The sequence below is a fragment of the Pseudomonas sp. LBUM1660 genome (genome assembly GCF_059695935.1).
On the sequence record NZ_CP166795.1, the window covers coordinates 3,020,249 to 3,044,747 of the forward strand.

General features: G+C 57.3%; 24 protein-coding genes and 2 pseudogenes. 12 read left to right on the plus strand and 14 right to left on the minus strand.

All coding sequences use genetic code 11. The features are described 5' to 3' along the window. The first annotated feature begins 76 nt into the window (after positions 1-76). Positions 77-433, plus strand: a complete 357-nt coding sequence (locus ACA068_RS14315) for a hypothetical protein (RefSeq protein WP_497310397.1) — start codon at positions 77-79, stop codon at positions 431-433. Between the two features lie 72 nt (positions 434-505). Further along, positions 506-736: a hypothetical protein gene (locus ACA068_RS14320; RefSeq protein ID WP_497310398.1), complete on the plus strand. Its 231-nt coding sequence runs from the start codon at positions 506-508 to the stop codon at positions 734-736. Between the two features lie 11 nt (positions 737-747). Here ACA068_RS14320 and ACA068_RS14325 read toward each other — a convergent pair whose 3' ends face one another. After that, complete coding sequence (locus tag ACA068_RS14325; protein WP_497310399.1) at positions 748-1,029, minus strand: hypothetical protein; 282 nt, start codon at positions 1,027-1,029, stop codon at positions 748-750. A 140-nt stretch (positions 1,030-1,169) separates the two neighbouring features. Further along, the gene (locus tag ACA068_RS14330) at positions 1,170-1,358 is read right to left on the minus strand and encodes a hypothetical protein (RefSeq protein ID WP_094467303.1); all 189 of its coding nucleotides are present in this window, start codon (positions 1,356-1,358) and stop codon (positions 1,170-1,172) included. Between the two features lie 259 nt (positions 1,359-1,617). On the opposite strand from ACA068_RS14330, the gene galU reads away from it, so the two are divergent. From galU to gorA, 3 genes are all read left to right on the plus strand, one after another. Continuing rightward, positions 1,618-2,457, plus strand: coding sequence for a UTP--glucose-1-phosphate uridylyltransferase GalU (galU, locus tag ACA068_RS14335; protein ID WP_010460715.1), 840 nt, complete (start codon positions 1,618-1,620; stop codon positions 2,455-2,457). Between the two features lie 229 nt (positions 2,458-2,686). Further along, positions 2,687-4,213 (plus strand): MFS transporter, encoded by a 1,527-nt coding sequence (locus ACA068_RS14340; RefSeq protein WP_497310400.1) that lies wholly within the window; start codon positions 2,687-2,689, stop codon positions 4,211-4,213. A gap of 107 nt (positions 4,214-4,320) precedes the next feature. Then, positions 4,321-5,679, plus strand: coding sequence for a glutathione-disulfide reductase (gene gorA, locus ACA068_RS14345; protein WP_497298919.1), 1,359 nt, complete (start codon positions 4,321-4,323; stop codon positions 5,677-5,679). Here gorA and ACA068_RS14350 read toward each other — a convergent pair. After that, positions 5,676-6,695: a DNA-binding protein gene (locus tag ACA068_RS14350; protein WP_497310401.1), complete on the minus strand. Its 1,020-nt coding sequence runs from the start codon at positions 6,693-6,695 to the stop codon at positions 5,676-5,678. The genes gorA and ACA068_RS14350 overlap by 4 nt on opposite strands. Before the next feature lie 178 nt (positions 6,696-6,873). Here ACA068_RS14350 and ACA068_RS14355 point away from each other — a divergent pair, with 178 nt between their 5' ends. The 3 genes from ACA068_RS14355 (at position 6,874) to ahpF (ending at position 10,211) form a co-directional block, all read left to right on the plus strand. Next, positions 6,874-7,812: a site-specific integrase gene (locus ACA068_RS14355; RefSeq protein WP_497310402.1), complete on the plus strand. Its 939-nt coding sequence runs from the start codon at positions 6,874-6,876 to the stop codon at positions 7,810-7,812. 150 nt (positions 7,813-7,962) lie between these two features. Beyond that, complete coding sequence (gene ahpC, locus ACA068_RS14360) at positions 7,963-8,526, plus strand: alkyl hydroperoxide reductase subunit C (RefSeq protein WP_010460707.1); 564 nt, start codon at positions 7,963-7,965, stop codon at positions 8,524-8,526. A gap of 122 nt (positions 8,527-8,648) precedes the next feature. Next, complete coding sequence (gene ahpF / locus ACA068_RS14365) at positions 8,649-10,211, plus strand: alkyl hydroperoxide reductase subunit F (RefSeq protein ID WP_497310403.1); 1,563 nt, start codon at positions 8,649-8,651, stop codon at positions 10,209-10,211. A 177-nt stretch (positions 10,212-10,388) separates the two neighbouring features. Here ahpF and gloA read toward each other — a convergent pair whose 3' ends face one another. Further along, positions 10,389-10,910 carry a lactoylglutathione lyase gene (gene gloA, locus ACA068_RS14370; RefSeq protein WP_219093979.1) on the minus strand — a complete coding sequence of 174 codons (522 nt, stop codon included), beginning with the start codon at positions 10,908-10,910 and terminating at the stop codon, positions 10,389-10,391. 145 nt (positions 10,911-11,055) lie between these two features. On the opposite strand from gloA, the gene ACA068_RS14375 reads away from it, so the two are divergent. Further along, the gene (locus ACA068_RS14375) at positions 11,056-11,580 is read left to right on the plus strand and encodes a DUF4946 domain-containing protein (RefSeq protein ID WP_497310596.1); all 525 of its coding nucleotides are present in this window, start codon (positions 11,056-11,058) and stop codon (positions 11,578-11,580) included. 183 nt (positions 11,581-11,763) lie between these two features. Here the strand turns inward: ACA068_RS14375 and ACA068_RS14380 are convergent, their stop codons facing one another. From ACA068_RS14380 to ACA068_RS14390, 3 genes are all read right to left on the minus strand, one after another. Beyond that, the gene (locus ACA068_RS14380) at positions 11,764-12,126 is read right to left on the minus strand and encodes a histone-like nucleoid-structuring protein, MvaT/MvaU family (RefSeq protein ID WP_497310404.1); all 363 of its coding nucleotides are present in this window, start codon (positions 12,124-12,126) and stop codon (positions 11,764-11,766) included. Positions 12,127-12,359: 233 nt separating this feature from the next. Then, complete coding sequence (locus tag ACA068_RS14385) at positions 12,360-13,892, minus strand: EAL domain-containing protein (RefSeq protein ID WP_497310405.1); 1,533 nt, start codon at positions 13,890-13,892, stop codon at positions 12,360-12,362. A gap of 115 nt (positions 13,893-14,007) precedes the next feature. Continuing rightward, positions 14,008-14,880, minus strand: a complete 873-nt coding sequence (locus ACA068_RS14390; RefSeq protein WP_497310406.1) for a LysR family transcriptional regulator — start codon at positions 14,878-14,880, stop codon at positions 14,008-14,010. A 79-nt stretch (positions 14,881-14,959) separates the two neighbouring features. Here ACA068_RS14390 and ACA068_RS14395 point away from each other — a divergent pair, with 79 nt between their 5' ends. Continuing rightward, the gene (locus tag ACA068_RS14395) at positions 14,960-15,898 is read left to right on the plus strand and encodes a DMT family transporter (protein ID WP_497310407.1); all 939 of its coding nucleotides are present in this window, start codon (positions 14,960-14,962) and stop codon (positions 15,896-15,898) included. A 249-nt stretch (positions 15,899-16,147) separates the two neighbouring features. Further along, complete coding sequence (gene hppD, locus ACA068_RS14400; protein WP_219093983.1) at positions 16,148-17,224, plus strand: 4-hydroxyphenylpyruvate dioxygenase; 1,077 nt, start codon at positions 16,148-16,150, stop codon at positions 17,222-17,224. A 127-nt stretch (positions 17,225-17,351) separates the two neighbouring features. On the opposite strand, the gene rarD is transcribed toward hppD, so the two are convergent. The 7 genes and pseudogenes from rarD to ACA068_RS14435 all read right to left on the minus strand — a co-directional run. After that, the gene (gene rarD / locus ACA068_RS14405; RefSeq protein ID WP_497310408.1) at positions 17,352-18,233 is read right to left on the minus strand and encodes an EamA family transporter RarD; all 882 of its coding nucleotides are present in this window, start codon (positions 18,231-18,233) and stop codon (positions 17,352-17,354) included. Between the two features lie 110 nt (positions 18,234-18,343). Continuing rightward, positions 18,344-19,297 (minus strand): D-2-hydroxyacid dehydrogenase family protein, encoded by a 954-nt coding sequence (locus ACA068_RS14410; protein WP_497310409.1) that lies wholly within the window; start codon positions 19,295-19,297, stop codon positions 18,344-18,346. 11 nt (positions 19,298-19,308) lie between these two features. Continuing rightward, on the minus strand, positions 19,309-20,334 hold the full coding sequence (locus tag ACA068_RS14415; protein WP_497310410.1) for an alpha/beta fold hydrolase: 1,026 nt from the start codon (positions 20,332-20,334) through the stop codon (positions 19,309-19,311). Positions 20,335-20,419: 85 nt separating this feature from the next. Continuing rightward, positions 20,420-20,854: a YqaA family protein gene (locus ACA068_RS14420; protein WP_077747751.1), complete on the minus strand. Its 435-nt coding sequence runs from the start codon at positions 20,852-20,854 to the stop codon at positions 20,420-20,422. After that, entirely contained in the window at positions 20,854-21,300 is a 447-nt protein-coding gene (locus ACA068_RS14425; RefSeq protein WP_497310411.1) for a DUF411 domain-containing protein, read from the minus strand. The genes ACA068_RS14420 and ACA068_RS14425 overlap by 1 nt, the downstream gene beginning before the upstream one ends. Before the next feature lie 261 nt (positions 21,301-21,561). Then, a pseudogene (locus tag ACA068_RS14430) lies at positions 21,562-22,086 on the minus strand (methyl-accepting chemotaxis protein); the annotation flags it as partial. A 339-nt stretch (positions 22,087-22,425) separates the two neighbouring features. Beyond that, positions 22,426-23,553, minus strand: a pseudogene (locus tag ACA068_RS14435) (HAMP domain-containing protein); the annotation flags it as partial. 391 nt (positions 23,554-23,944) lie between these two features. Here ACA068_RS14435 and ACA068_RS14440 point away from each other — a divergent pair. Further along, positions 23,945-24,475, plus strand: coding sequence for a hypothetical protein (locus ACA068_RS14440; RefSeq protein ID WP_497310412.1), 531 nt, complete (start codon positions 23,945-23,947; stop codon positions 24,473-24,475). Positions 24,476-24,499 lie beyond the last annotated feature (24 nt).

The following is a 24,499-nucleotide window of genomic DNA, read 5'->3' on the forward strand; positions in this document are numbered from 1 at the left end:
AATGAGCGATAAACGCTGCGAGCCTCGGAGAAAATCAGCATTTGTGCTGTCGGAGGGTCTTTATCGGAGGTTTTGTATGAAGTGGGGTGTGTGGGTCTTGCCGTTGGCATTGGTAGTGAGTGGCTGTGCGAGTGTTTCGGAAATCAACCAGACGCTGCCAACCATGAACGTCATCTCAGGCAAAAAGCCCAATGAATACGCGCAATGCCTGGTTGAAAAACTGGCCGACAGTCGTGGCGCCCTGCAACTGGAGTCAACCAAGGACGGGATGCGCGTCATCGTGCCGGCGAAATTTTCGTCGGCCCCGGCAGCCGTATTCGACATAGAAGACCGCTCGGGTGGCAGCGGTATTAAGCTGCACGAGCGTATGTCCAATGTGCCGGTGCGTCCAAAGGACGTTCAGAAAGCCGCCAATGCGTGTATTTCTGGCTGATAGACTGGTCACTGTCGATACTGATGCCGTCAAAGCGATGCTTTGGCGGCATTGTCATTTCTGGAGCCGAGCATGAAGCGAGAGCAGATACGGGAACGCCATGCAGAGGGACTGATCTCTGCCACCCACGTCATTCAAAATCCGGCGAACCCCGGGGAGTGGATCGTGTTTTTCAAGAAAAGCGCCGGGCGCAGTTATTTCCTGGTGGATGATAATGATGAGGTCGAATCGTTTGGCCGTCTCGACGATTTGATCGAGACTGTGCGCAGCCTCGGGATCAAATTCGCCGAAATTCACATGTAGGGCAGGGCGCCTTACTTGCAGACCACCACGACGCTGCGGTTCTTGAAGTTACCGACATCGACACCCAGGGTCTTGTCGCTTTCCTTGGTGGAAGGCGTTCCGTCGGTACCGACGATCCGGTAGCCGGTGCCCGCACAAGAGGCATCGGCTTTTTCGTAACAGGTGGCCCAGGAATTGGCTTCGCCGGAGCAGTCGATTGCCAGACCTTGCTCGCCGTTGTTCAGGTAAGTCGTTTCGGAAGTGGCGCAACCGGTCAAAGCCAGGATCGCAATCAGGGGCAAAAATTTAGTCATGTCGTTGTCGTCGTCAGGATGATGGGGCTAAGCGCTGTGACAGCGCTGGCATCAAAAGGTTATAGCGAATGGCCACTTGTTTGCACCCGGCCACAAAAAAGCCCTGCTGGATGGCAGGGCTCTGCGAATGCCGCAGGAGATCAGTCCTGACTCTTGCCGCGTCGCTTCGGCGCGGGGGGGGTGTAGTCGAGCACCGACGCCACTTCAATCGCCATCGCTTCGCTGGGTAACGGCCCGGAAACATCTTCGCCATTTGCGGCGGTAATGTGCCACTGGCCATCTTTTCCTTTGTCGACCGTGTACCCGTTGATGATTTTTGCTACGGTCATCTAGTCTGTCTCGTTCACTGGTTCAAAGTCGCCATGATACCGGCAAATGCTCGCATTGGGGGGCGATAAGCGTATGGTGGTCCAGTTTGTCGGCCTCTTTGAGCTACGCTGATTTGACCGCGTGAAAATGCGGATGGAACTATCCGCGGGAATATTTCTCTATGATGGCATCGGTTAGCCAGCGCGGGGCATTGTAAGGTGCACGCCGCCTGATTAGACTGCGCCGAAACTCGTACACACAGCCCTTTCAAGGACTTATATGATCAAGAAATGCTTGTTCCCAGCAGCCGGTTACGGTACTCGCTTCCTGCCAGCGACTAAAGCCATGCCCAAAGAAATGCTGCCGGTGGTAAACAAGCCACTGATCCAGTACGGCGTCGAAGAAGCACTGGACGCTGGTTTGACTGAAATCTCCATCGTCACCGGTCGCGGCAAACGCGCCCTGGAAGACCACTTCGACATCAGCTACGAGCTGGAAAACCAGATCAAAGGCACCGACAAAGAGAAATACCTGGTCGGTATCCGCAAGCTGCTCGACAACTGCTCGTTCTCGTACACGCGCCAGACCGAAATGAAAGGCCTGGGCCACGCGATTCTGACCGGTCGCCCACTGATCGGCGACGAACCGTTCGCCGTGGTGCTGGCGGATGACTTGTGCGTCAACCTCGAAGGCGACGGCGTCCTGACCCAGATGGTCAAGCTGTACAAGCAGTTCCGCTGCTCGATCGTTGCCATCCAGGAAGTCGACCCGCAAGAAACTCACAAGTACGGCGTGATTGCCGGCGAGATGATTCGCGACGACATCTACCGTGTTCACAGCATGGTCGAGAAGCCAAAACCTGAAGATGCACCGTCGAACCTGGCGATCATCGGTCGTTACATCCTGACCCCGGACATCTTCGACCTGATCGAACAAACCGAGCCAGGCAAAGGTGGTGAGATCCAGATCACCGACGCCCTGATGAAGCAAGCCCAGAACGGCTGCGTCATGGCCTACAAGTTCAAAGGCAAGCGTTTCGACTGCGGTGGTGCTGAAGGCTACATCGACGCGACCAACTTCTGCTTCGAGAACTTCTACAAGACTGGCAAGGCTTACTGATAGCGTTTGACTCACTTCTATTGGAAAAACCCCGACTTGTTCGGGGTTTTTTTTGATCGCTTAAAAGCAAATCATTTCCGCCAGGAAATACTTTTCCTGTTGCCCGATCGATTACGCATTGTCATTAATGAAACTGACTAAACCTTGGCAAGGGAGTGTTCAAGGGTTAGTCCGCGCAGCATTGTTGAACGCTTCGTGAATTTTTCGCTGGTAACAGGGAGTTGGGCTAATGACGATAGATGCGGCGATTCATAGCGGAGCAAGATCAAAACGCTGGTTAGGCCTAAGCGTGCTGATGCTGCCCGTCTTGCTGGTAACCGTTGACAACACGGTGCTTGGATTCGCGTTACCAAAGATTGCTGAGGCCCTGCGTCCGAGTGCTAGTCAGCAGTTGTGGATGATCGATGCGTATTCGCTGGTATTGGCGGGAGTGCTGGTGTCGATGGGTAGCCTGGGAGATCGAGTTGGTCATCGTAAGTTGTTGCTGGCTGGGTCCTTGGGTTTTGCCATTGTGTCGGTGCTAACCGCATATTCCGATACAGCCACTCAACTGATTGTCGGGCGAGCTTGTATGGGGATTTTCGGGGCGATGCTGATGCCCTCAACGTTGGCGTTGATACGTTCGGTGTTCGAGGATCGAGAAGAACGCAGAGTAGCAGTCGCGATCTGGGCAACGACGTTGACGGTCGGCTCGGCACTCGGGCCTTTGGTGGGCGGGGTGTTGCTGCAGTTCTTTGATTGGGGCGCGATTTTTCTGTTGGCGGTTCCAGTCCTGATTCCGTTGTTGGTGTTGGGGCCGTTATTGCTCCCGGAGTCGGAGCGTGATGCGTCGGGTCCACTGGATCCGATCAGCATTCTCCAGTCGATGGTCGCACTGGGTGGCATCGTTTACGGTATCAAACATGGCGCCAGTGAGGGTGTTGACGGGGTCATGCTGGGCACCTTTGTGGTCGGTGCATTGGCGGGCTGGATGTTCGTTCGGCGGCAGTTGCGTCTTCCTGTACCCCTGATGGACATGACCCTGTTTCGCAACGGCACCTTCAGCGGGTCTGTTCTGATCAACCTGATAAGTCTTGCGTTCCTCGTCGGCTTCGTTTTCTTCACCACGCAGTTCTTGCAGATTGTCCTTCAGATGTCGCCCTTGAGTGCGAGTCTGGCGTTGGTGCCGGGGCAAATCATGGCTATCGTGGTCGGGATGGCGGTCGTGCCGGTCGCGCAGCGGGTACCCGTGCATGTGTTGATACCGGTTCTGATGGCCTTTGCCGGCGCGGCGTTTTTGCTGGTGGCCAGCATGGGCAGCAGCCTCGCGGTGTTGGTAGCGGCGTTCGCGTTGCTGAACATCGGAGTAGGCGCTATCGCGACGGTTTCCAATGACGTGATCTTGTCGGCAGCACCACCGGCAAAGGCGGGCGCTGCTTCCGCCATCAGTGAAACCGCTTATGAAGTAGGCGTGGTGCTGGGAACGACCGTGCTTGGCGGTCTGGTCACGGCCTACTACCGCGCAGGCCTGCAGCTTCCGACGTTTTTGAGCGACATTCAGACGACGCTGGCAAGTGAGACGCTGTCTGGTGCTCATCATGTGGCGTCAGGTCTGGCGGGTGATCAGGCACAACAGTTGATGCAGCAGGCAGGAGGTGCATTTGAAGGTGGAATTGCGTTGGTTTCGTGGGTCGCTTTCGGCCTGGCGTTCATGGCGATTCTCATCGCCTGGCGCACGTTGCGGTTACCAAAAGCTCAGCCGGCAGAATGTCATTGATCGAAAGCGTAAGGCTCGAACGGTTGGTGTTGTCCATCTGTATAACGGCAGAAGCTTGCTCAATAAGCGTCTGCGGGTATGCTGGTTGCCTGCCGAGGAGATTGAAAATGGCCTACGATTTTGACCTTTATGTAATTGGCGCCGGTTCCGGCGGTGTACGGGCTGCGCGTTTCGCTGCCGGTTTTGGCGCGAAAGTGGCTGTGGCTGAAAGCCGTTACCTGGGTGGTACGTGCGTGAACGTCGGCTGCGTGCCGAAGAAGTTGCTGGTCTACGGCGCGCACTTCGCCGAAGACTTCGAGCAGTCTTCCGGCTTTGGCTGGACGTTGGGTGAGGCGAAGTTTGATTGGGCAACGCTGATTGCCAACAAGGATCGCGAGATCAATCGCCTGAATGGCATTTACCGCAACTTGCTGGTCAACAGCGGTGTGACCTTGCATGAAGGCCACGCCAAAATCGTCGACCCGAACACGGTCGAAATCAATGGCGAGCGCCACACAGCCAAGAACATCCTGATTGCTACCGGCGGCTGGCCGCAGATTCCGGAGATTCCGGGGCATGAACACGCGATCAGTTCCAACCAGGCGTTCTTCCTCAAAGAGCTGCCCAAGCGCGTTCTGGTGGTGGGCGGCGGTTACATCGCTGTCGAGTTCGCCGGGATCTTTCACGGGCTGGGCGCCGACACCACGCTGTTGTATCGCGGCGAACTGTTCCTGCGCGGCTTCGACGGTGCGGTGCGCAAGCATTTGCAGGAAGAGCTGACCAAGCGCGGCATGAACCTGCAATTTAACGCCGACATTGAGCGTATCGACAAACAGTCCGATGGCAGCTTGAAGGTGACACTCAAGGACGGTCGCGAACTGGAGGCGGATTGTGTGTTCTACGCCACCGGGCGCCGGCCGATGCTTGACAACCTCGGGCTGGAAAACACCGGCGTCAAACTCGACAAGAAAGGTTTCGTCGAGGTCGATGATCAGTATCAGACTGCGGAGCCGTCGATCCTGGCGCTTGGCGATGTGATCGGCCGTGTCCAACTGACCCCCGTCGCTCTGGCTGAAGGTATGGCAGTGGCGCGCCGCTTGTTCAAGCCGGAGCAATATCGTCCGGTGGATTACAAGATGATCCCGACTGCCGTGTTCAGCCTGCCGAACATTGGCACTGTCGGTTTGAGCGAGGAAGAGGCGCGCGAAGCTGGCCACGAGGTGCAGATTTTCGAAAGCCGTTTCCGCCCGATGAAGCTGACCCTGACCGAGTGCCAGGAGCGCACGCTGATGAAGCTCGTGGTTGATGCGAAGACCGACAAGGTTTTGGGTTGCCACATGGTCGGGCCGGATGCCGGTGAGATCGTTCAGGGCCTGGCGATTGCCTTGAAGGCTGGCGCGACCAAGCGCGATTTCGACGAAACCATCGGCGTGCATCCTACAGCCGCCGAAGAGTTCGTCACCATGCGCACACCGGTAGCCGGTTAATCGTTCTTTTCGCTCTCTGATGCGTCTGGCGCTGTTGCAATGACAGCGGCCAGGCGCAGGCTTTCATCGAGGTTCGCCTGAGTCTTGAGCAAATCGATTTCCAGCGCTTTGTTTAACTGCGACTGCTCGTCGACGCTTTGCTTGAGCGACTGACTTTCCAGCAGCGCGGCACGTAAACGCTCCTGGAGGAGGGTGCGTTCGCTGTCGATGCGGTTGACCTGCTCCAGCAGTTGATCCTGGCGGCTGTGGGTGTGTTTGAGTTGCTCTTGCAATAGTCCCAGTTCACGCAGTGTTCCACGGTTTTCGGTGAGCAAGCGCTCGTTGTCGCGGTGCAATTGAGTGATTTCGTCCTGACGAACCAATGCGCTTTGCTGGGCCTGGCGCAATTCCATCTGAATCTGCTGCACCTGACCTTCGTGGCGGCTGTGCTCCTGCTCGCGTTGTTCTTTGACTGCGTTGCGGTAGTGTTCCAGGGCATCGCGCGCGTGCAGGTGCTTTTCTTCCAGTGAGCGTATCTGCTCATCCTTGTCTTGCAAGCGTAATTCGAAATCGGCCAATGCCTGGTTCAGTCCGGCGTTGCGGGTTTGCTCGGCTTGCAGGATGGAGCGAGTTTCTTGCAGCGCTTCGGACTCCTGGGTGAGTGCCAGGCTTTGAATCTCGTATTGCTGGTGCAGTTCAGTGTTGGCTTGCCGGGCTTCGGTCAGCTGGATTTCCAGCGCCTTTCGTTGCTGATCGAACTGCGCACGTGCCTGGTCGATGGGTTCTTGCGCTTGCTCCTTGAGGCGCTGCGCCAGACGCGAGACCAAGCCTGCCAGCTCGTCATCAATGGGTTCTGAAGGCGCTTCGGCGCGTTCGCTGCCGTCATCCAGCTCCTTCAGATAGCGGTGAATGGTGGTTTTTGAGCCGGTATTGCCCATCTCGATCCGTACTGCATCGATGCTGGGGTTTTCGCCACGGGCAAGGATTGCCAAACGTGCCGCCTGCACTACCGCTTTATTTACGCCGCCACGAGCCATGTGTTCTCCTACGATTTCGTACTGTGGTACATGCCACAAAAGTACGCAGTGTACCATCATGAATAGGAAGATAAAAAATGTAAATTGTTGATGCGGGATATACTGGTATTACCCCGCGTGATACGCCGTGTTACAGGTTTTACTTCACCAAAGCGGTACATTTTCGAGAGATAAGCCCATGACCGATCTGGATCGCTACCTGCAAGCCGCCACCCGCGACAACACGCGTCGCAGCTACCGGGCGGCCATCGAGCATTTCGAAGTCAATTGGGGTGGTTTCCTGCCTGCGACGAGTGACAGCGTGGCGCGTTACCTGGTGGCCCATGCGGGCGTGCTGGCGATCAATACGCTGAAGCTGCGTTTGTCAGCGCTGGCGCAGTGGCATAACAGCCAGGGTTTCGCCGATCCCACCAAGTCGCCGGTGGTGCGCAAGGTCTTCAAGGGCATCCGTGCGCTGCACCCGGCCCAGGAGAAACAGGCCGAGCCATTGCAACTGCAGCATCTGGAGCAAGTGGTTGCGTGGCTGGAGCAGGAGGCGCAAACAGCCAGGGAGAAAAACGATCAGCCGGGATTGCTTCGCGCCAGACGTGACACTGCGCTCATCTTGCTGGGCTTCTGGCGTGGCTTTCGCAGCGATGAGTTGTGTCGCGTGCAGATCGAACACGTGCAGGCGAGCGCCGGCTCGGGCATCACCCTCTACCTGCCACGCAGCAAGAGCGATCGCGAGAACCTCGGCAAGACTTACCAGACTCCCGCCCTGCAGCGCCTCTGCCCGGTGAACGCCTACATCCAATGGATCACGGAAGCTGCGCTGGTCCGTGGGCCGGTGTTTCGCGGAATCGACCGCTGGGGTCATTTAAGCGAGGAGGGATTGCATGCCAATAGCGTGATCCCTTTGCTGCGCCAGGCCCTGGAACGTGCCGGCATTTCGGCCGACCACTACACCAGCCATTCCCTGCGACGCGGTTTTGCCAGTTGGGCTCATCAGAGTGGTTGGGACCTGAAATCGTTGATGAGTTATGTGGGTTGGAAGGATGTGAAGTCTGCCATGCGCTATGTTGAAGTGAGCCCGTTTCTCGGGATGGCCCGAGTCGCTGAAAAGCCTTTGGCGCGCTAGATAACGTTTTCTTCTATTAATACTGTCCGCTAATAGCGAAAACCAATCAGCAGCATGAGCTTTGCCAATGAGCCAGGCGGCGATCGAGTGGGTAGGATTCACCCCATCAACTTCTCAACCAAACTTTTCAACCCTGACGGAGAGTCATCGATGCCTATCATCAACAGCCAAGTTAAACCGTTCAAAGCTGACGCCTTCAAAAATGGCGACTTCGTAAAAGTGTCGGACGCTGATCTGAAAGGCAAGTGGTCTGTCGTGTTCTTCTACCCGGCCGACTTCACCTTCGTTTGCCCGACCGAACTGGAAGACCTGGCTGACAACTACGACGCGTTCCAGAAACTGGGCGTCGAGATCTACAGCGTTTCCACCGACACCCACTTTGCCCACGCTGCCTGGCACAACACTTCGCCAGCCATCGGCAAAATCCAGTACACCATGATCGGCGACCCGACTCACGCGATCTCCCGCAACTTCGACGTGCTGATTGAAGACGCTGGCCTGGCAGACCGTGGCACCTTCGTGATCAACCCAGAAGGCCAGATCAAAATCGTTGAACTGAACGATGGCGGCGTTGGCCGTGACGCTTCCGAGCTGCTGCGCAAAATCAAGGCTGCCCAGTACGTCGCTGCTCACCCAGGCCAGGTGTGCCCAGCCAAGTGGAAAGAAGGCGAGGCCACTCTGGCTCCGTCCCTGGACCTGGTCGGCAAGATCTAAGTCTGTGAAAGCATCATCAGGGCGGGTTTCCGCACCTCAGTAAGCTGCAACCGCCCTCAAAAACGCCCGGGCGAGATTCGCTCGGGCGTTTTTTTTACGAATTCAAAAAGGAAATCGCCCGTATGTTGGACGCCAATCTTAAAGCCCAGTTGAAGTCATACCTGGAACGGGTCACCCAGCCGATCGAGATCATTGCCTCCCTCGACGACGGTGCGAAATCCCAGGAAATGCTCGCGTTACTCAAAGACGTTGCCAGTCTTTCCAACCAGATTACGTTGCTCGATAAAGGTGACGATGCACGTAAACCATCGTTCTCGATCAACCGCCCGGGTGCCGCTATCAGCCTGCGTTTTGCTGGCATCCCGATGGGCCATGAATTCACTTCGTTGGTGCTGGCCCTGCTGCAAGTGGGCGGCCACCCTTCGAAGGCCAGTGCTGAAGTGATCGAACAGATCCGTTCTCTCAAGGGCGAGTTCAGCTTCGAGACGTACTTCTCGCTGTCCTGCCAGAACTGCCCGGACGTAGTCCAGGCGCTGAACCTGATGGCGGTGCTGAACCCGAACATCCGCCACGTCGCCATCGACGGCGCGTTGTTCCAGGCCGAAGTCGATGATCGTCAGATCATGGCCGTGCCAAGCATTTACCTTAACGGCGTGAACTTCGGCCAGGGCCGCATGGGCCTTGAAGAAATCCTCGCCAAGATCGACACCAGCGGCATCGAGCGTCAAGCCGAGAAAATCAGCGCCAAGGAAGCTTTTGACGTATTGGTCGTCGGTGGTGGCCCGGCCGGTGCTTCGGCAGCGATCTACGCTGCTCGTAAAGGCATTCGCACCGGTGTGGCAGCTGAACGTTTTGGTGGGCAGGTGCTCGACACCATGGCCATCGAGAACTTCATCTCCGTGCAGGAAACCGAAGGCCCGAAACTGGCGGTGGCGCTGGAAGAACACGTCAAGCAATACGACGTCGACATCATGAACCTGCAGCGCGCCGACAAATTGGTGCCGGGCAAGCGCGGCGAGCTTCACGAGATTCACTTCGCCAGCGGCGCGACCCTGAAAGCCAAAACCGTGATCCTCGCGACCGGTGCGCGGTGGCGTGAAATGAACGTCCCGGGCGAGCAGCAATACCGCAACAAAGGCGTGGCGTACTGCCCGCACTGTGACGGCCCGCTGTTCAAAGGCAAGCGCGTGGCGGTGATTGGCGGTGGCAACTCCGGCGTCGAAGCGGCCATCGATCTGGCGGGCATCGTGTCCCACGTCACGCTGCTGGAGTTCGACGTGCAGTTGCGCGCCGATGCGGTCTTGCAACGCAAGTTGCACAGCCTGCCGAACGTCACCGTGATCGCCAGTGCGCAAACCACTGAAGTGTTGGGCGACGGTCAGAAGGTCAATGGCCTGCGCTACAAGGATCGTCAGTCTGATGAGCTGCGTAACGTAGAGCTGGAAGGGATCTTCGTGCAGATCGGTTTGCTGCCCAACACCGATTGGCTCAAAGGCACCATCGAGCTGTCGCCTCGCGGCGAGATCATCGTCGATGCCCGGGGTGAAACGTCGATGCCGGGCGTGTTCGCTGCCGGTGACGTCACCACCGTGCCGTACAAGCAGATCGTGATTGCAGTAGGCGAGGGCGCCAAGGCTTCGCTGAGCGCATTCGATCACCTGATCCGCACCTCCGCGCCGGCTTAAACGCCAACGCTGAAAACACAAAAACCCCATGAGCGATCATGGGGTTTTTTGTGCTTCACACATTCCCAGTGTGGGAGCGAGCCTGCTCGCGATAGCGGACGGTCAGTCACATCCATTTTGAATGTACCGAAACCATCGCGAGCAGGCTCGCTCCCACAAGGGGGATTAGTGGTGGAGTTAGAGCGGAGCTGGCTGAATGATTTCAACCCAGTAAGCATCCGGGTCCTTGATGAACGCCAGGCTCTTCATGCGCCCGTCGTTCAGGCGCTTCTGGAAATCGCAGCCCAACGCTTCGAAACGTTCGCAAGCCGCACGGATGTCCGGCACGGAGATGCAGATATGGCCGAAGCCGCGCGGGTCGGTGTTGCCGTTGTGATAGGCGAAATCCGCGTCGTTTTCGGTGCCGTGGTTGTGGGTCAGTTCGAGAATGCCAGGGATCGATTTCATCCATTCGGTACGGGCGGCAGCATCGGCCGGAATCTGGTTTTTATCCACCAGCGCCAGAAAATACAGACTGAATTCAGCTTCCGGGAAGTCGCGTTTTTCCACCAGCGAGAAACCCAGGATGCGCGTGTAGAAATCCAGGGACTTGGTGATGTCCTTGACCCGCAGCATGGTGTGGTTGAAGACGAACTTCTGGGTGGCGGTGTCAGGTTGAGCAGTCACGCCGGGGAAAGTGTTCAATTCGTGCAGGCTCATGGGCCCTCCGGAAAATAAGTGGGGCTAACGAATGGCGACAATGATACGCAAGGGCTGGGACATCACCAAACGCAAAGAGTGGGCTATTGCCTGACGGGCGGGTGAGGCTCAGACTTTACGGTTCAATCCGTGAGTGCTCATTGCAATGATCCGATTCTGTAAATCGACTTTCCTGCTGTTCTGTCTGCTGTCAGTTGTTACCAGCGCCCATGCTGATGCACCGGTGGTGACCTGGCCGAATGGCTGGGAGGTCGAAGCCGTTCCGCAAGATGATGCCAAACCAGGGGTATCCCGGCAGCGCGCGGTGAAAGTCGACCAGGGTGGCACGCCGGTAATGGTGATGGAGTTGACCATGACTCAAGTAGAAAGCGGTCATCAGGTCAATCTGGAGGGCGTGTTGCTGGAGATGCGCAAGTCGGTGCAGAAGGACTTTTTTCAAGGCGGCTATCAAAGTGTCTGCAACAAAATTCATCCGGCGACCTTGAGCCGCTTATCAGGATTGGAAACTACCTGCACGATTACACAGAATGGTCGACATGTGCTGTCGCAAACATTGGTCGCGGCGGTGGACGCCGATAAGGCTTATGTTTTTTCCTACGCGGGGCAGGCTGAGGCTTATAAGGCAAGTGAGGATGAAATTGCGGCGGCTCGTAACAGCTTGAAACTTTAGATGAGGGTTTGCGTGACTGCAGATTTCAGCGCGATCTGAAATCTTTAGATACCCAAACGGATTAAGCATAAAGTTTAGTCGACAAGTAGCGAATTAAACGACGCTCCTCGTCGCATTTAGAATTTAGAGGTCGTCCATAAAAAAGCCCTGCGTTGGCAGGGCTTGTTTTATCACCGCGAGTGCTTAGCCTCGCAGCCAGGAATCTACGGTAGCGGCACCGTACTGTTCCTTCCAGGCTTTCAGGCCACGGTGGTTGCCGCCCTTGGTTTCAATCAGTTCACCAGTGTGTGGGTTGTGATAAACCTTGACCACGCGAGCGCGGCGGGTTTTAGGGGCTGCTGCCGACAGACCGGATTTTGCCGGGTTCGGATCGAGGATGGCGATGATGTCGCGTAGGCTTTTGCCGTAGGTTTTCATCAGCCCCTGGAGCTTTTCTTCGAATTCGATTTCTTTCTTGAGCCCGGCATCATTCTTCAGCGATTCCAGCTGCTTGAGCTGTTCTTGAAGGGCCTTTTCAGCGGCACGAAATTCAGCGAGTCTGGACAAATTCATTACTCCAATAGTGTGTTTGGCTGATACCAACCGCAAACAAAGCTATAAGCCAAGAGCCTTGAAGCGACTCGGTGATAGTGGCTCACCTGCCAATTGTGCACAGGCATGAAAAATTGTAGTAGTTAATTGGCCAAGAGTAAATCCTGTCTTTTTCTTCATGTAACTACAGTAGTCTTTTGATTCAATTTGGTGCGCCGCTTCGTTGCCTCGGCGCTTAAAACCGCTGGTTAATGGTGCCTTAATGCATTAATGAACTCTGCGCCGGGCATCGGTCGACCAAATAAATAACCTTGCAGGAAGTTCACACCCTGGGCAGCCAGATAGTCACTTTGCTCCTCGGTTTCCACGCCTTCAGCCACGATCCCCAGATCAAGCTTGGCCGAGAGTTCGATAATGCTGTCCAGAATGTGCCGGGAAAGTGCGTCAACGCCGATCATAGCGACAAAGCTCTGATCGATTTTCAGGAAGTCCACATTGAACTGGCGCAGGTAACCGAGGCTTGAGTGACCCGTGCCAAAGTCATCGATAGCGATCATCACGCCCAAGGCGTGGAGCTGCTCGAACAATTGGTGCGTGATGGCCGTCGGCTCGATCAGTTCACGCTCGGTCAACTCCAGCACCAGGTGGATGGCACCGGGCGCGAAGGCACTGAGAAACTCCCGGCAGTCCTGGACCAGGTCCAGGTCCTTGCAATGGCTGGCGGTGATGTTGATGCCGATGTGAAACGGTCCGTCGAACGAGGCAGCGGCAGGCGCCAACAGCGCAGAGGTCTGCCGCATCAGGGCGCGGGTCATCGGCACGATCAACCCGGAATGCTCGGCAAAAGGAATGAACAGGTCCGGGCGCACCAGGCCTTCCTTTGGATGATTCCAGCGCATCAACACCTCGGCCCCGGACCACGTTTTGGTATCGCCGTGCACCACGGGCTGAAAATACGGAATGAACTCGGCGGCCTCCAGTGCGCGCTGCATTTCATGGCTGGGGGACGACGAGCGCATTTGCAGGACATGTCCGATTGCGCCCGAGACCACGCCGAAGAAGATCAGCAAACTGAACAGCGACGGGTATTCACTGCTCATGTAGCGCCAGGTTTCACCCTCGGGGAAACCGGCCGCGACCGTAAAGGCATAGCGCGTGGACGTCAGTTTGCTTTCGGCCACGGGCGGGACGGGCAGGGCATCTTCGTGAACCTTGCCGTCGGCGGATAACCAGTTGGGACCGACTTGCAGCAACAGGATCGTCTTGCGACCAATCATGCGCAGCACGTTGCTCAGGTGATAACCGTCCAGCGTACTCAAAGCTCCCTGTTTTCCTTCACCGACTCGATACACTAATACTGCTGTGTCAGGCGTGACCAGGTTGCCTTTCATCAGTAGCAACCGGCCTTTGGAGTAGTCGCCGGCACTGAGCTTTTTCTGGTAGTCACCGAACAAAGAACTGCAATAGATGCTGTCGTCCCACACCAGATTTGTCGCGCGCACGAATGGACCGCGAGTGACCTGTTCGCGCAGGGCCAATTTGACGTCATTGCAGCTTTGGCCGGCCAGCGGCAGCAGTTCCCGCGCGGCCTGGGCGTTATTGTCGAGCATCAATTCAAATTGGCGGATGGCTTCTTCGGCCGTCAGCGCGGTGCTTTGCTGGAGTGTGCGCTCAGCCTGCATATAGAGAATGACGCTCCCCAGCAGCACCGGGAGCACCCCGCTCAGAAGGGTTACAGTCATTCGTTTGCCGCGTTTGTGTGTCTTGGCGTTCAGTGGCATTCGCAAAGCCTGTGACGATGGGATACGGCTCTCAAATGCTGGGAGGACAACGGCACGCCTCCCAAAAAGAGTTCAGGTAGTGGGCATGATAGATGGCCGTTGATACTTATGCCGCTCAACGATAATCAAGGCTTGTAGCCAGCTGGATAAACGCCAGCGTTGCGGGCGACGATTGACGCTGGTCGAGCACTGCCAGACCGACCTGCCGATTGACGGCGGGTGACAGCGGTTTTTTCACATAGCGGCTGTCGTTGTCGTCGGGCAATGAGCCTTCGGCGACCACGGTCACGGCGTCACCACGGCCTACGGTGTCGAGGGTGCTGAGCAACTGCGAGCAGCGATAACGGATGTTCGGTGTCAGCCGGGCCGCACTGAACAGCCGTGAAACCAGCTCCGAAGACCCGGCTTCGGTCAGCACGAACGGGTCGTGACACAAGTCGCTCAGGCTCAAGCTGTCGCGACCCGCCAGCAGATGATCGGAGGGCAGCAGCGCGACCATCCGGTCTTCGATCAGCGTGAAGGTATCGAAGCGTTCTTCAGGCAGCACCACGAAGCCGATATCGATTCGTCGCTCTTCCAGCCACTGGATAATCTGCCGGTCCGGACCTTCGTCGATGTGCACTTCGATACCGGGGTGAGTGGCGCGGTAGTGCTGCAGGATCTGTGGCAGCAGTTTGATCGACGAGGTCGGGCCGAACGAGCCGATGCGCAGGGTGCCACGCTTCATCCCGCGAGCATCGGCCGCTTCCTGGCGCAAGGTGTTGGCCAGCCCGAGCATTGCCCGGGCGCGCGATAAGAGCTGTAGACCGATGTCGCTCGGTTCGACTTGTGACTGATGGCGCCGGAATAACTCGACACCCAATTCCTGTTCCAGCGACTTCAGGGCGTGAGACACCGCCGATTGGGTAATCCCCAGCCGGTTGGCCGCCGCCGTGAAACCTCGCAGTTCGGCGACCAGCGAGAAAATCTCGAGTTGTGTCAGGGTCATGAGTCTTTACTCATTTTACGATGATCATGCATTAGTCGAATGATACGTCATCTTTTCTGGATTGAAGCCCTGACGCCTTATGACTGCTTATGCGCAAACAACCTCTTCGGACGTGCCGGTTTACCTGAAACTCGCTGCTGTCACCATGATCTGGGGCGGGACGTTTGTGGCCGGCCGGTTTCTCGCGGACAGCCTCAGCCCATTGTTCGCCGCCAGCCTGAGATTCCTTCTGGCCAGCGTGGCATTGCTGCTGTTTTTTCTGCTGGCCCGCGTGCCACTGGCGAAACCGAGCGCCAGGCAGTGGCTGCAACTGGCGCTGCTGGGGTTCTTCGGCATTTTCTTCTACAACTTGTGCTTCTTTTATGGACTGCATTACATCAATGCATCGCGTGCGTCATTGATTGTGGCGCTGAACCCCGCCGTGATCGGACTGGCGTCGTGGCTGCTGTTCAAGGAGCGCTTGAGTCGGGCAAAGGTTATCGGAATTGCGGTGTGCATCGTCGGGGCGAGTCTGGTGATCGTCAGTCGAAATCCGCAGCTGCTGGCCGACAATGCCGACGCCTGGGTCGGCGACCTGCTGATTTTCGGCTGCGTGCTCGGCTGGGGTATTTACTCGTTATTCTCCAAAGAGCTGAATCACTCGCTGGGGCCGGTGCAGACCGTGACGTATTCGATTCTGCTCGGCACGCTGATGCTGTGGGTGACCAGTGCAGTACGGGGTGAACTGAGTGTCAGCGCGCTCATCAGTCTCGGTCCGCAGCAATGGTTGAGCCTGATGTACCTGGGCGTATTGGGCTCGGCGCTGGCCTACATCGGTTATTACGATGGCATTCGCCGCATCGGGGCAACGCGTTCGGGGGTGTTTATTGCCCTGAATCCGCTGACCGCGGTGATCCTCGGCGCGTTGTTGTTGGACGAGCAGTTGACGCTGGTGATGTGCCTGGGAGGAGGGCTGATTCTTTCAGGGATTTACCTGTGCAACAAACCCCTTGCGCGAGCAGGGAAAAAGGGGATTTGATACAGAAGGCGGACAAACCTATTTACGCTGTGTAGAATCGGGTTACGCATACAATAATAATCGTCTTCTGTCAGCAGAAGCCTCGCCCGCATCAGCCTTGGGTCGACAATGAAAAGTTTTGGGTTTCAATTGATCTACGGTGACTTCCTCGCCCGCAGCGTGCGGGGCATCTCCTGCGCGCCACCCGCCGGCTTCAGCATTCTTAGCAACTAACGATCCGTTAATTCTAAAAAATGATGAGGCGCCAAAATGGCAGATTTATACGAAAACCCAATGGGCCTGATGGGCTTTGAGTTCATCGAGCTCGCATCGCCGACCCCGAACACCCTGGAGCCGATCTTCGAGATCATGGGCTTCACCAAGGTCGCGACCCACCGTTCAAAAGATGTGCACCTGTATCGCCAGGGCCAGATCAACCTGATCCTCAACAACGAACCGCACAGTGTTGCTTCGTACTTCGCGGCCGAGCACGGCCCGTCGGTGTGCGGCATGGCGTTCCGCGTCAAGGATTCGCAACTGGCCTACAAGCGTGCGCTGGAAATCGGTGCCCAGCCGATCCACATCGAAACCGGCCCGATGGAACTGAACCTGCCGGCGATCAAAGGCATCGGTGGCGCACCGCTGTACCTGATCGACCGTTTTGGTGAAGGCAGCTCCATCTACGACATCGATTTCGTGTTCATCGAAGGTGTTGACCGCAATCCGGTCGGCGCCGGTCTGAAAATCATTGATCACCTGACCCACAACGTGTATCGCGGTCGCATGGCGTACTGGGCCAACTTCTACGAGAAGCTGTTCAACTTCCGTGAGATCCGTTACTTCGACATCAAGGGCGAATACACCGGCCTGACCTCCAAGGCCATGACCGCCCCGGACGGCATGATCCGTATCCCGCTGAACGAAGAATCGTCCAAGGGCGCCGGGCAGATCGAAGAGTTCCTGATGCAGTTCAACGGTGAGGGCATCCAGCACGTGGCCTTCCTCAGCGATGACCTGATCAAGACCTGGGATCACCTGAAAAGCATCGGTATGCGCTTCATGACCGCGCCACCGGAAACCTACTACGAAATGCTCGAAGGCCGCCTGCCGAACCACGGCGAGCCGGTCGATCAACTGCAATCGCGGGGGATTCTGCTGGACGGTTCGTCCGAGTCGGGCGACAAGCGTCTGCTGCTGCAGATTTTCTCGGAAACCCTAATGGGCCCGGTATTCTTCGAATTCATCCAGCGTAAAGGCGACGATGGTTTCGGCGAAGGCAACTTCAAGGCACTGTTCGAATCTATCGAGCGGGATCAGGTTCGTCGTGGCGTACTCGCTACCGAGTAAGCCGCTACACCGCTAAACCTGTAGGAGTGAGCCTGCTCGCGATAGCTACCTTTCAGTCAACATTGATGTTGAATGTGAAGGCGCTATCGCGAGCAGGCTCACTCCTACATTTGGTTTTGTGTGGGGCTTAAGGTTTGCGATGCCGAACCAGGTGTTTGAACCCTTCAAACACCAGCACCACCACCGCCAGCCAGATCGGAATGTAGGTCAGCCACTCCCCGGGCTTGATGCTTTCCCCAAGCAGCAACGCAACGCCCAGCAGCAACACCGGTTCTACATAACTCAACAGCCCGAACAGACTGAACGGCAACAACCGGCTGGCGATGATGTAGACCACCAGCGCCGACGCGCTGATCACCCCGAGTATCGGGATCAGCAGCGACAACCACGGGTGTTGATCAAACACGCCGAAACCCTGTTCGCCACTCTGCACAAACCAGAACGCCACCGGCAGCGTCAACGCCATGTCCAGCCATAAACCACCAAGGTTGTCGGCGGCCAGGCGCTTGCGCAGGATGAAATACAGGGGATAGCCGATGCAGACCAGCAAGGTTGCCCAGGAAAAACCCCCGACCTGATACACCTCGTTGATCACACCGAGGCAGGCCAGCACCACGGCGATTTTTTGCAGATACGAGAGGCGCTCGCCATAGGCGATCCGCCCGGTCAGCACCATGGTCAGCGGCAACAGGAAATAGCCGAGCGACACATCCAGGCTGTAGCCGTTGAGCGGCGCCCACATGAACAGCCAAAGCTGCACGCCGAGCAAGGCCGAGGAGGCGATCAGGCCGGCGATCAGTTTCCGATTCCCGGCGATGCGCCGAAAAATCTCGAGCACTCGTTTCCATTCGCCGGAAACCACCATGAACACGGTCATGCACGGCACAGTCAGCAGCATGCGCCAGCCGAAAATCTCCACGCCGCTCAAGGGCGTGAGCAGCGAGGTGTAGTAATACATGACGGCAAACAGCACTGAGGCCGAGACCGATAAAGCGATACCTTTAGACAAACTGCCCTCGCGAGGTTGGACGTGAAACGGGCGCAGAGGATACGTGGTTTTCGCGTTCAGTATTGACTAACAGATCAATATCGATCGAGTGCGAGAACGGCGCTGCGGTCCTAGCTCAGAAGACGAATCGGCTCACCCGCCGACCACGCTTGAATGTTCTCGATCATCTGTGAAAAGAACTGATGGTAGTTCTGTTGACTGACATACCCGACATGCGGCGTCGCCAACACATTGTCCAGCGTTCTGAACGGATGATTCACCGGCAATGGCTCCACGTCGAACACATCCAGCGCCGCCCCCGCAAGCCGGTTCTTCTGCAACGCCTTGATCAGCGCAGCTTCATCGACAATCGGCCCGCGGGCGGTGTTGACCAGCAGCGCCGAGGGTTTCATCCAGTCCAGCGCCCGGGCGTCGACCAGCCCCCGGCTGCGATCACTGAGCACCAGATGAACCGACAGCACATCGGCCTGCTCGAACAGTTCCTGCTTGCTGACATAGGTCACGCCCACTTCAGCGGCACGTTCAGCTGTCAGGTTTTCGCTCCACGCGATCACCCGCATCCCGAACACCTGACCAAACTGCGCGACACGTTTGCCGATGCTGCCAAGGCCGAGGATTGCCAGCGTCTTGCCGTGCAAGTCGCCACCCAGGCCTTGCTGCCATTTCCCGGCGCGCAAGGCATTGGCTTCGACCACGAGGTTACGCGTCGACGCCATAATCAACGCCCAGGTCAGTTCCGGAGCGGCGTGTTTGTAGCTGTCGGTACCACTGACCTGGATGCCCAATGCCGTGGCGGCCTTGAGGTCCAGCGCAGCATTGCGCATGCCGCCGGTGACCAGCAGTTTGAGTGTTGGCAACTGGCGCAGGAGGTCTTCATCGAAGCGAGTGCGTTCGCGCATCACGCAGATCACTTCGAATTTGCCCAGGCGTTCAGCCAGGGTTGCGTTGTCGGCGGGGTAGTCATGGATAAAACTCACCTCGCCGAGGCTGCCCAGCACGGACCAGTCGACCACGTCACGGGCCACGTCCTGCCAATCATCGATTACCGCAATCTGCACCGCCATCAGCTACCTCATTAACGCACTGGATTGGTTTTGTTCAGCCAGTCGAGCAATGCCTGGTGGAATTTCGCCGGTTCTTCCATCTGCGGCGCGTGACCCATGCCGGGAAATTCAACCAGTGTGGACTGCGGAATCAGTTTTGCCACTTGCTTGCCGAGCACGTCGTAATGACCGAGCTTCGCCTTGACCTCCGGGGAGGCAATGTCACTGCCGATGACCGTGGTGTCGGACGTGCCGATCAGCAACAGCGTCGGCATCTTCAGGTCCTTGAATTCGTAATACACCGGCTGGGTGAAGATCATGTCGTAGATCAACGCCGAGTTCCAGGCCACTTGCGTGTGCCCCGGGCCTTTGTTCAGGCCGGCAAGCATATCGACCCAGCGATCAAATTCAGGCTTCCAGCGGCCACCGTAATAGGTGTTGCGTTCATAGGTGCGGATGCCGTCGGCGCTGAGCTTCAGTTCGCGCTCGTACCATTGATCGACAGTGCGATACGGCACGCCGAGGGCTTTCCAGTCTTCCAGGCCAATGGGATTGACCAGCGCCAGTTGCTCGACCTGATCGGGGTATTGCAGCGCATAGCGCGTGGCAAGCATGCCGCCGGTGGAGTGCCCGAGCACGCTGGACTTCTGGATGCCAAGGGCTTTGAGCAGTTGCTGGGTATTGGTCGCCAGTTGCTGGAACGTGTACTGATAGTTGTCTGGTTTACTGGAGGTGCAGAAACCGATCTGGTCCGGCGCGATGACCCGGTAACCGGCTTCGCTCAGGGCTTTGATCGAACTGTCCCAGGTGGCGCCGCAGAAGTTTTTGCCGTGCATCAACACCACGCTGCGCCCGTTGGCCTTGCCGTGGGCGGCGACGTCCATGTAACCCATCTGCAGGGATTTGCCCTGGGACTCGAACGCGAAGTGCTTGACCGTGTAGGGGTACTCGAACCCTTGGAGTTCCGGTCCGTATTCCGGGCCTTCGGCATGCGCCAGAACAGGCAGTGCAGCGGTCAGAAACAGGCAGGACAGCCAACGGGAAAGGGCAAGGGACATGGGTGAACTCCATAGGAAACCCGCCGATGCTGGATCGACATGATTAGGGCGACATTAAACACAGGCAATCGCCGCCGCCGATCGTTCAACCGATCCAGCCCAGCGTTGCCAGGGCCAGCACGCCATAACGGGCACCTTTGGCGAGGGTCACGATCAGCAAAAACCGCCCCAGCGGCTCGCGCATGACGCCGGCCACCAGCGTCAGCGGGTCACCGATGATCGGCACCCAACTCAGCAGCAATGACCAATGACCATAGCGTTGATAGTGTTTTCGGGCCTGTTCCAGATGGCGCGGGCTGACCGGAAACCAGCGCCGGTCGCGAAACCGCTCGATGCGACAGCCAAGCCACCAATTCACCACTGAACCGAGGACGTTGCCCAGCGTTGCGACGGCCAGCAGCAACCATAGCCAATACTGCTCGCTGAGCAACAGCCCGACGAGCAGTGCTTCGGATTGCAACGGCAGCAGGGTCGCGGCACCGAATGCCGCGAAAAACAGCCCGATGTAGGCGCCGCCGATCAATGGGCCGGGTAGTCCGCCACCACCACGTCAGTGCCGTCCTTTTTCAGGCCGATCACTTGATAGGCATCGCTCATGCCGTCCATTTCCATGCCGGGCGAACCCATGGGCATGCCCGGCGCCGCGACACCCAGCAAGTCATCGCGTTTGCTCAAGGCCAGGACTTGATCTGCTGGAACATGGCCTTCGACGAACTTGCCGTTGATCAGACCGGTGTGACAGGACGCCAGGCGCGGCGGCACGCCGTGCTGTTGCTTGAATTCACTCATGTTGGATTCGACGCGGTCTTCAACCTTGAAGCCGTTGGCCTCCAGGTGGCTGATCCATTTTTTGCAGCAACCGCAGTTGGCGTCACGGTGGACTTCGATCGGGACCAGGTCGGCGGCCTGTGCCAGGGAAGAGATGAATAGGGCGCTCAGGGCGACCAGACGCAGGTGGGTTCGCATGGGGGGCTCGTCTCTGGATTGTGGCCAAAAAAAGATGCATTTTGACCAGTTTAGCTAACGTCTAGGCAAGAGATTGTTTCGAAGTAATACTGCCAACGCTGAACCATTGTGGCGAGGGGGCTTGCCCCCGTTGGGCTGCGAAGCGGCCCCATAACAATCGACGACTGCTGCGCGGCCGAACGGGGCAAGTCCCCTCGCCACAAAAGCTCCTCACCAGACCAAACTCCCCGGCCACAGGGAGTTTGTGTCATTCAGCAACAGTCAACGAACCTTGAACCGCCCCATGATCGAGCTGACACGCGCATTGGCTTGCAGCAGTTGCTGGGTATTGAGCTCGCTGGCCTGGCCGCTTTTCACCAGTTCATCCACCATGTGGCGGATCTGCACCATGCTGCGGTTGATCTCTTCGGTCACCGCACTTTGCTGCTCGGCGGCGGTGGCGATCTGCGTGCTCAGGCTGTTGATGTGGCTGACCGAGCCGGCCATTTCATCCAGGCCCGTGTTGACCCGCGCCGTGGCATCGGCGGCAGACTGGCAACTGGCCTGGGTATTTTCCATGGCGGTCACTGACGAACTCACGCCTTGGGTCAGGCGCTTGAGCATTTCATTGATTTGCGAAGTGCTGGCTTGCGTGCGGGCGGCGAGGGCGCGGACTTCATCGGCGACGACCGCGAAACCGCGACCTTGCTCACCGGCCCGGGCCGCTTCGATCGCGGCGTTGAGCGCCAGCAAGTTGGTTTGCCCGGCAATGGCGCCAATCACCCCGAGAATCTCGGTGATGCGTTGCGCATCCTCCTGCATGCTTTCGACCTTATGGGTGGCGCTTGCCACTTCATCGATCAGGGCGATCACGCTGCTGGACGCTTCACCGACCACGACCCGTGAACGGTCGGCGTTCTCGTTGGCGCGCTGGGTGAAGGCCGCCGTTTCGGCGGCGTTCTGTGCGACGCTTTCGGCGGTCGAACTCATCTCGGTGATCGCCGTGACCGTCTGATCGGTTTCAGACGCATGACGCACCAGAATCTGGCTGGTGTGGGCGGAGGTCCGTTGCAGGTTGTCCAGGCTGGATGCCATGGCGCCGGTGGCCTGGGTGACTTCGCCGATCATGTTCTGCAAGTAAATGATGAAGGCGTTGACCGAGTGCCCGATGGCGCCCAGTTCGTCTTCGGCGCGGATGGTGATGCGCTTGGTCAGGTCGGCATCGCCCGCGGACAGGGCGTCGATGTTGGCTTTGAGGATTTTCATCCGCTGAATCAATTGGCGAATCGCGTAGATCTGCAGCAACACCAGCAGGATCACCATCGGGATTTGCAGCAGGCTCAGTGTGCTGAGCACATCGTCACGCTGGGCGGTGATCAGCTTGGTCGGAAGGGCCGTGGCGAGGAACCACGGTGTGCCTTCGATCGGGCGCATGAAGAAGGTGTTGGCTTCACCGTTGTTGTCGAACTCGACCCGCTGCGACTGATCACGGTTTTGCAGGCCGGCCTTCACTTGACTGGCGAATGGCGAGTTGCCGGCCAGTTCACTGATGTTCTTCAGCACGATCGGCCCACTGATCCGCGAGCTGTTGCTGATGATCTTGCCGTCGGCTTCAACGATCAGCATTTCGGCGCCGAGGTCTTTTTCCTTGCGCGCGATCAAGTCATTGAAGAAGCCCAGCGTCACGTCGATGGTCGAGACGCCATACGCCGCGCCATTTTTCTGAATGGCCATGGCGCAGTTGGTCCGTGGCTCGGCGCTGGCGTCATCTTTATAGGCTGGCGCCCAGGCGCATTGGCCGCGCGGGGTTTGCATGCCGCCCTTGTACCAGGTCTGGTCGTAATAGTTGGGGGCGGCATCGCTGTTCCAGAACGTATTGACCGCCAGCTTGCCCGAGGCGTCGCGGTGCCAGAAGGTGCTGAATTTGTTGCGTCCGGCCTCACGCTGGCCGGGTAACGGCCAGATACCGCCACCGAACACTTTCAACTCGCCGTACTGATCGACCAGGCCTGGCAGCACCGTGTCGATGGCGGCGCTGTCGAGCAACGGAATGGTCTGGGTGATGCTGCGCTGTTGCGCCTGAACCTTGTTCAGTTCGCCCTGAATTTGCTCGGCCACTTCGGCGATGCGGTTGAGGGCCACCTGTTCTTCGGTGTGACGAAGCTTGGGGGCGACCAACTGGCTGATGCCGACGACTGTCAGGACGAATAACAGCAGGATGAACAGGACCAGAAACAGCGTGTAGCGAGCCTGGATGGTGCGGAATGCGGGCATGGTACCGGTCCTTGTGCAGCGTTCTTATTGTGGTTTTTCTGTATGAAAATCGGCGCTTCGAAGAGCTATCGGCTTGCAAGGGGCGAGCTTTAGGTACTGGCGTGCTAGAAAGGGGCGGGGTGACGAGCGGTCAGGGGGCGAACAGTGTCGATGTTGATACAAATAAACTAACCAAGACGTACAAAGAGGCTGATTAGTTGTCTAGACCACTTTTAAAAAGTCTGTGTAGACCCATGAAACAAGGCACTTGGTGCTTTGTATCTAATATGTACAAAAATTGTAAAAACTGGAAATAATTGTTGGTATGGCTAGTTGCCACGCTGATACTTGCCCGCTCTAAAACTGGACTAAACAAGGAATTTTTTATGGTCACGCAGTCGGGAGTTCATTCATGACTATCGGCTATACAGGGGCCTGGACGCCCAAGGCAGGGTTGCTGGTTCAGGATACGGGCGGGGGCAAACCTGTCACCCACAGCGCCAGGGTCAAGCAGATGCTGGCACTGGTGGGGACCAATCCAAACGCGCTTAATACTGCGAAAATGGATGAGCAGAAAATCCACCGAAACGTAAAAGGTTTCGATCCGGAAAATGTCTCGGCCAAACAATTGGGCAATCTCAGTGCCTTCCTCAGAGGTCGAGGTCTGATTTCCGATATTACGGCGATGACACTGATGAATGCCGGTGACAAATTTAACCGGTTCGGGGTGCAGAACGACCCGGATGCAAAATTCAATGCGCTGGAGTATTTCGCCACGCAACTCGACACCATCCAGAACAACAGCATCAAGGGCGACAAGTACGCCATAGGGCTGATCCCGGAATACAAGACGGCGATTTACGTTCTGCAGAACCTGCACACTTACGGCAAGGGCAATGGCACGTCGGTGCCTACCGACAAGGGCGTCAACGCCAAGGCCTGACGTTTTTAGCTGGCCCACTCACGT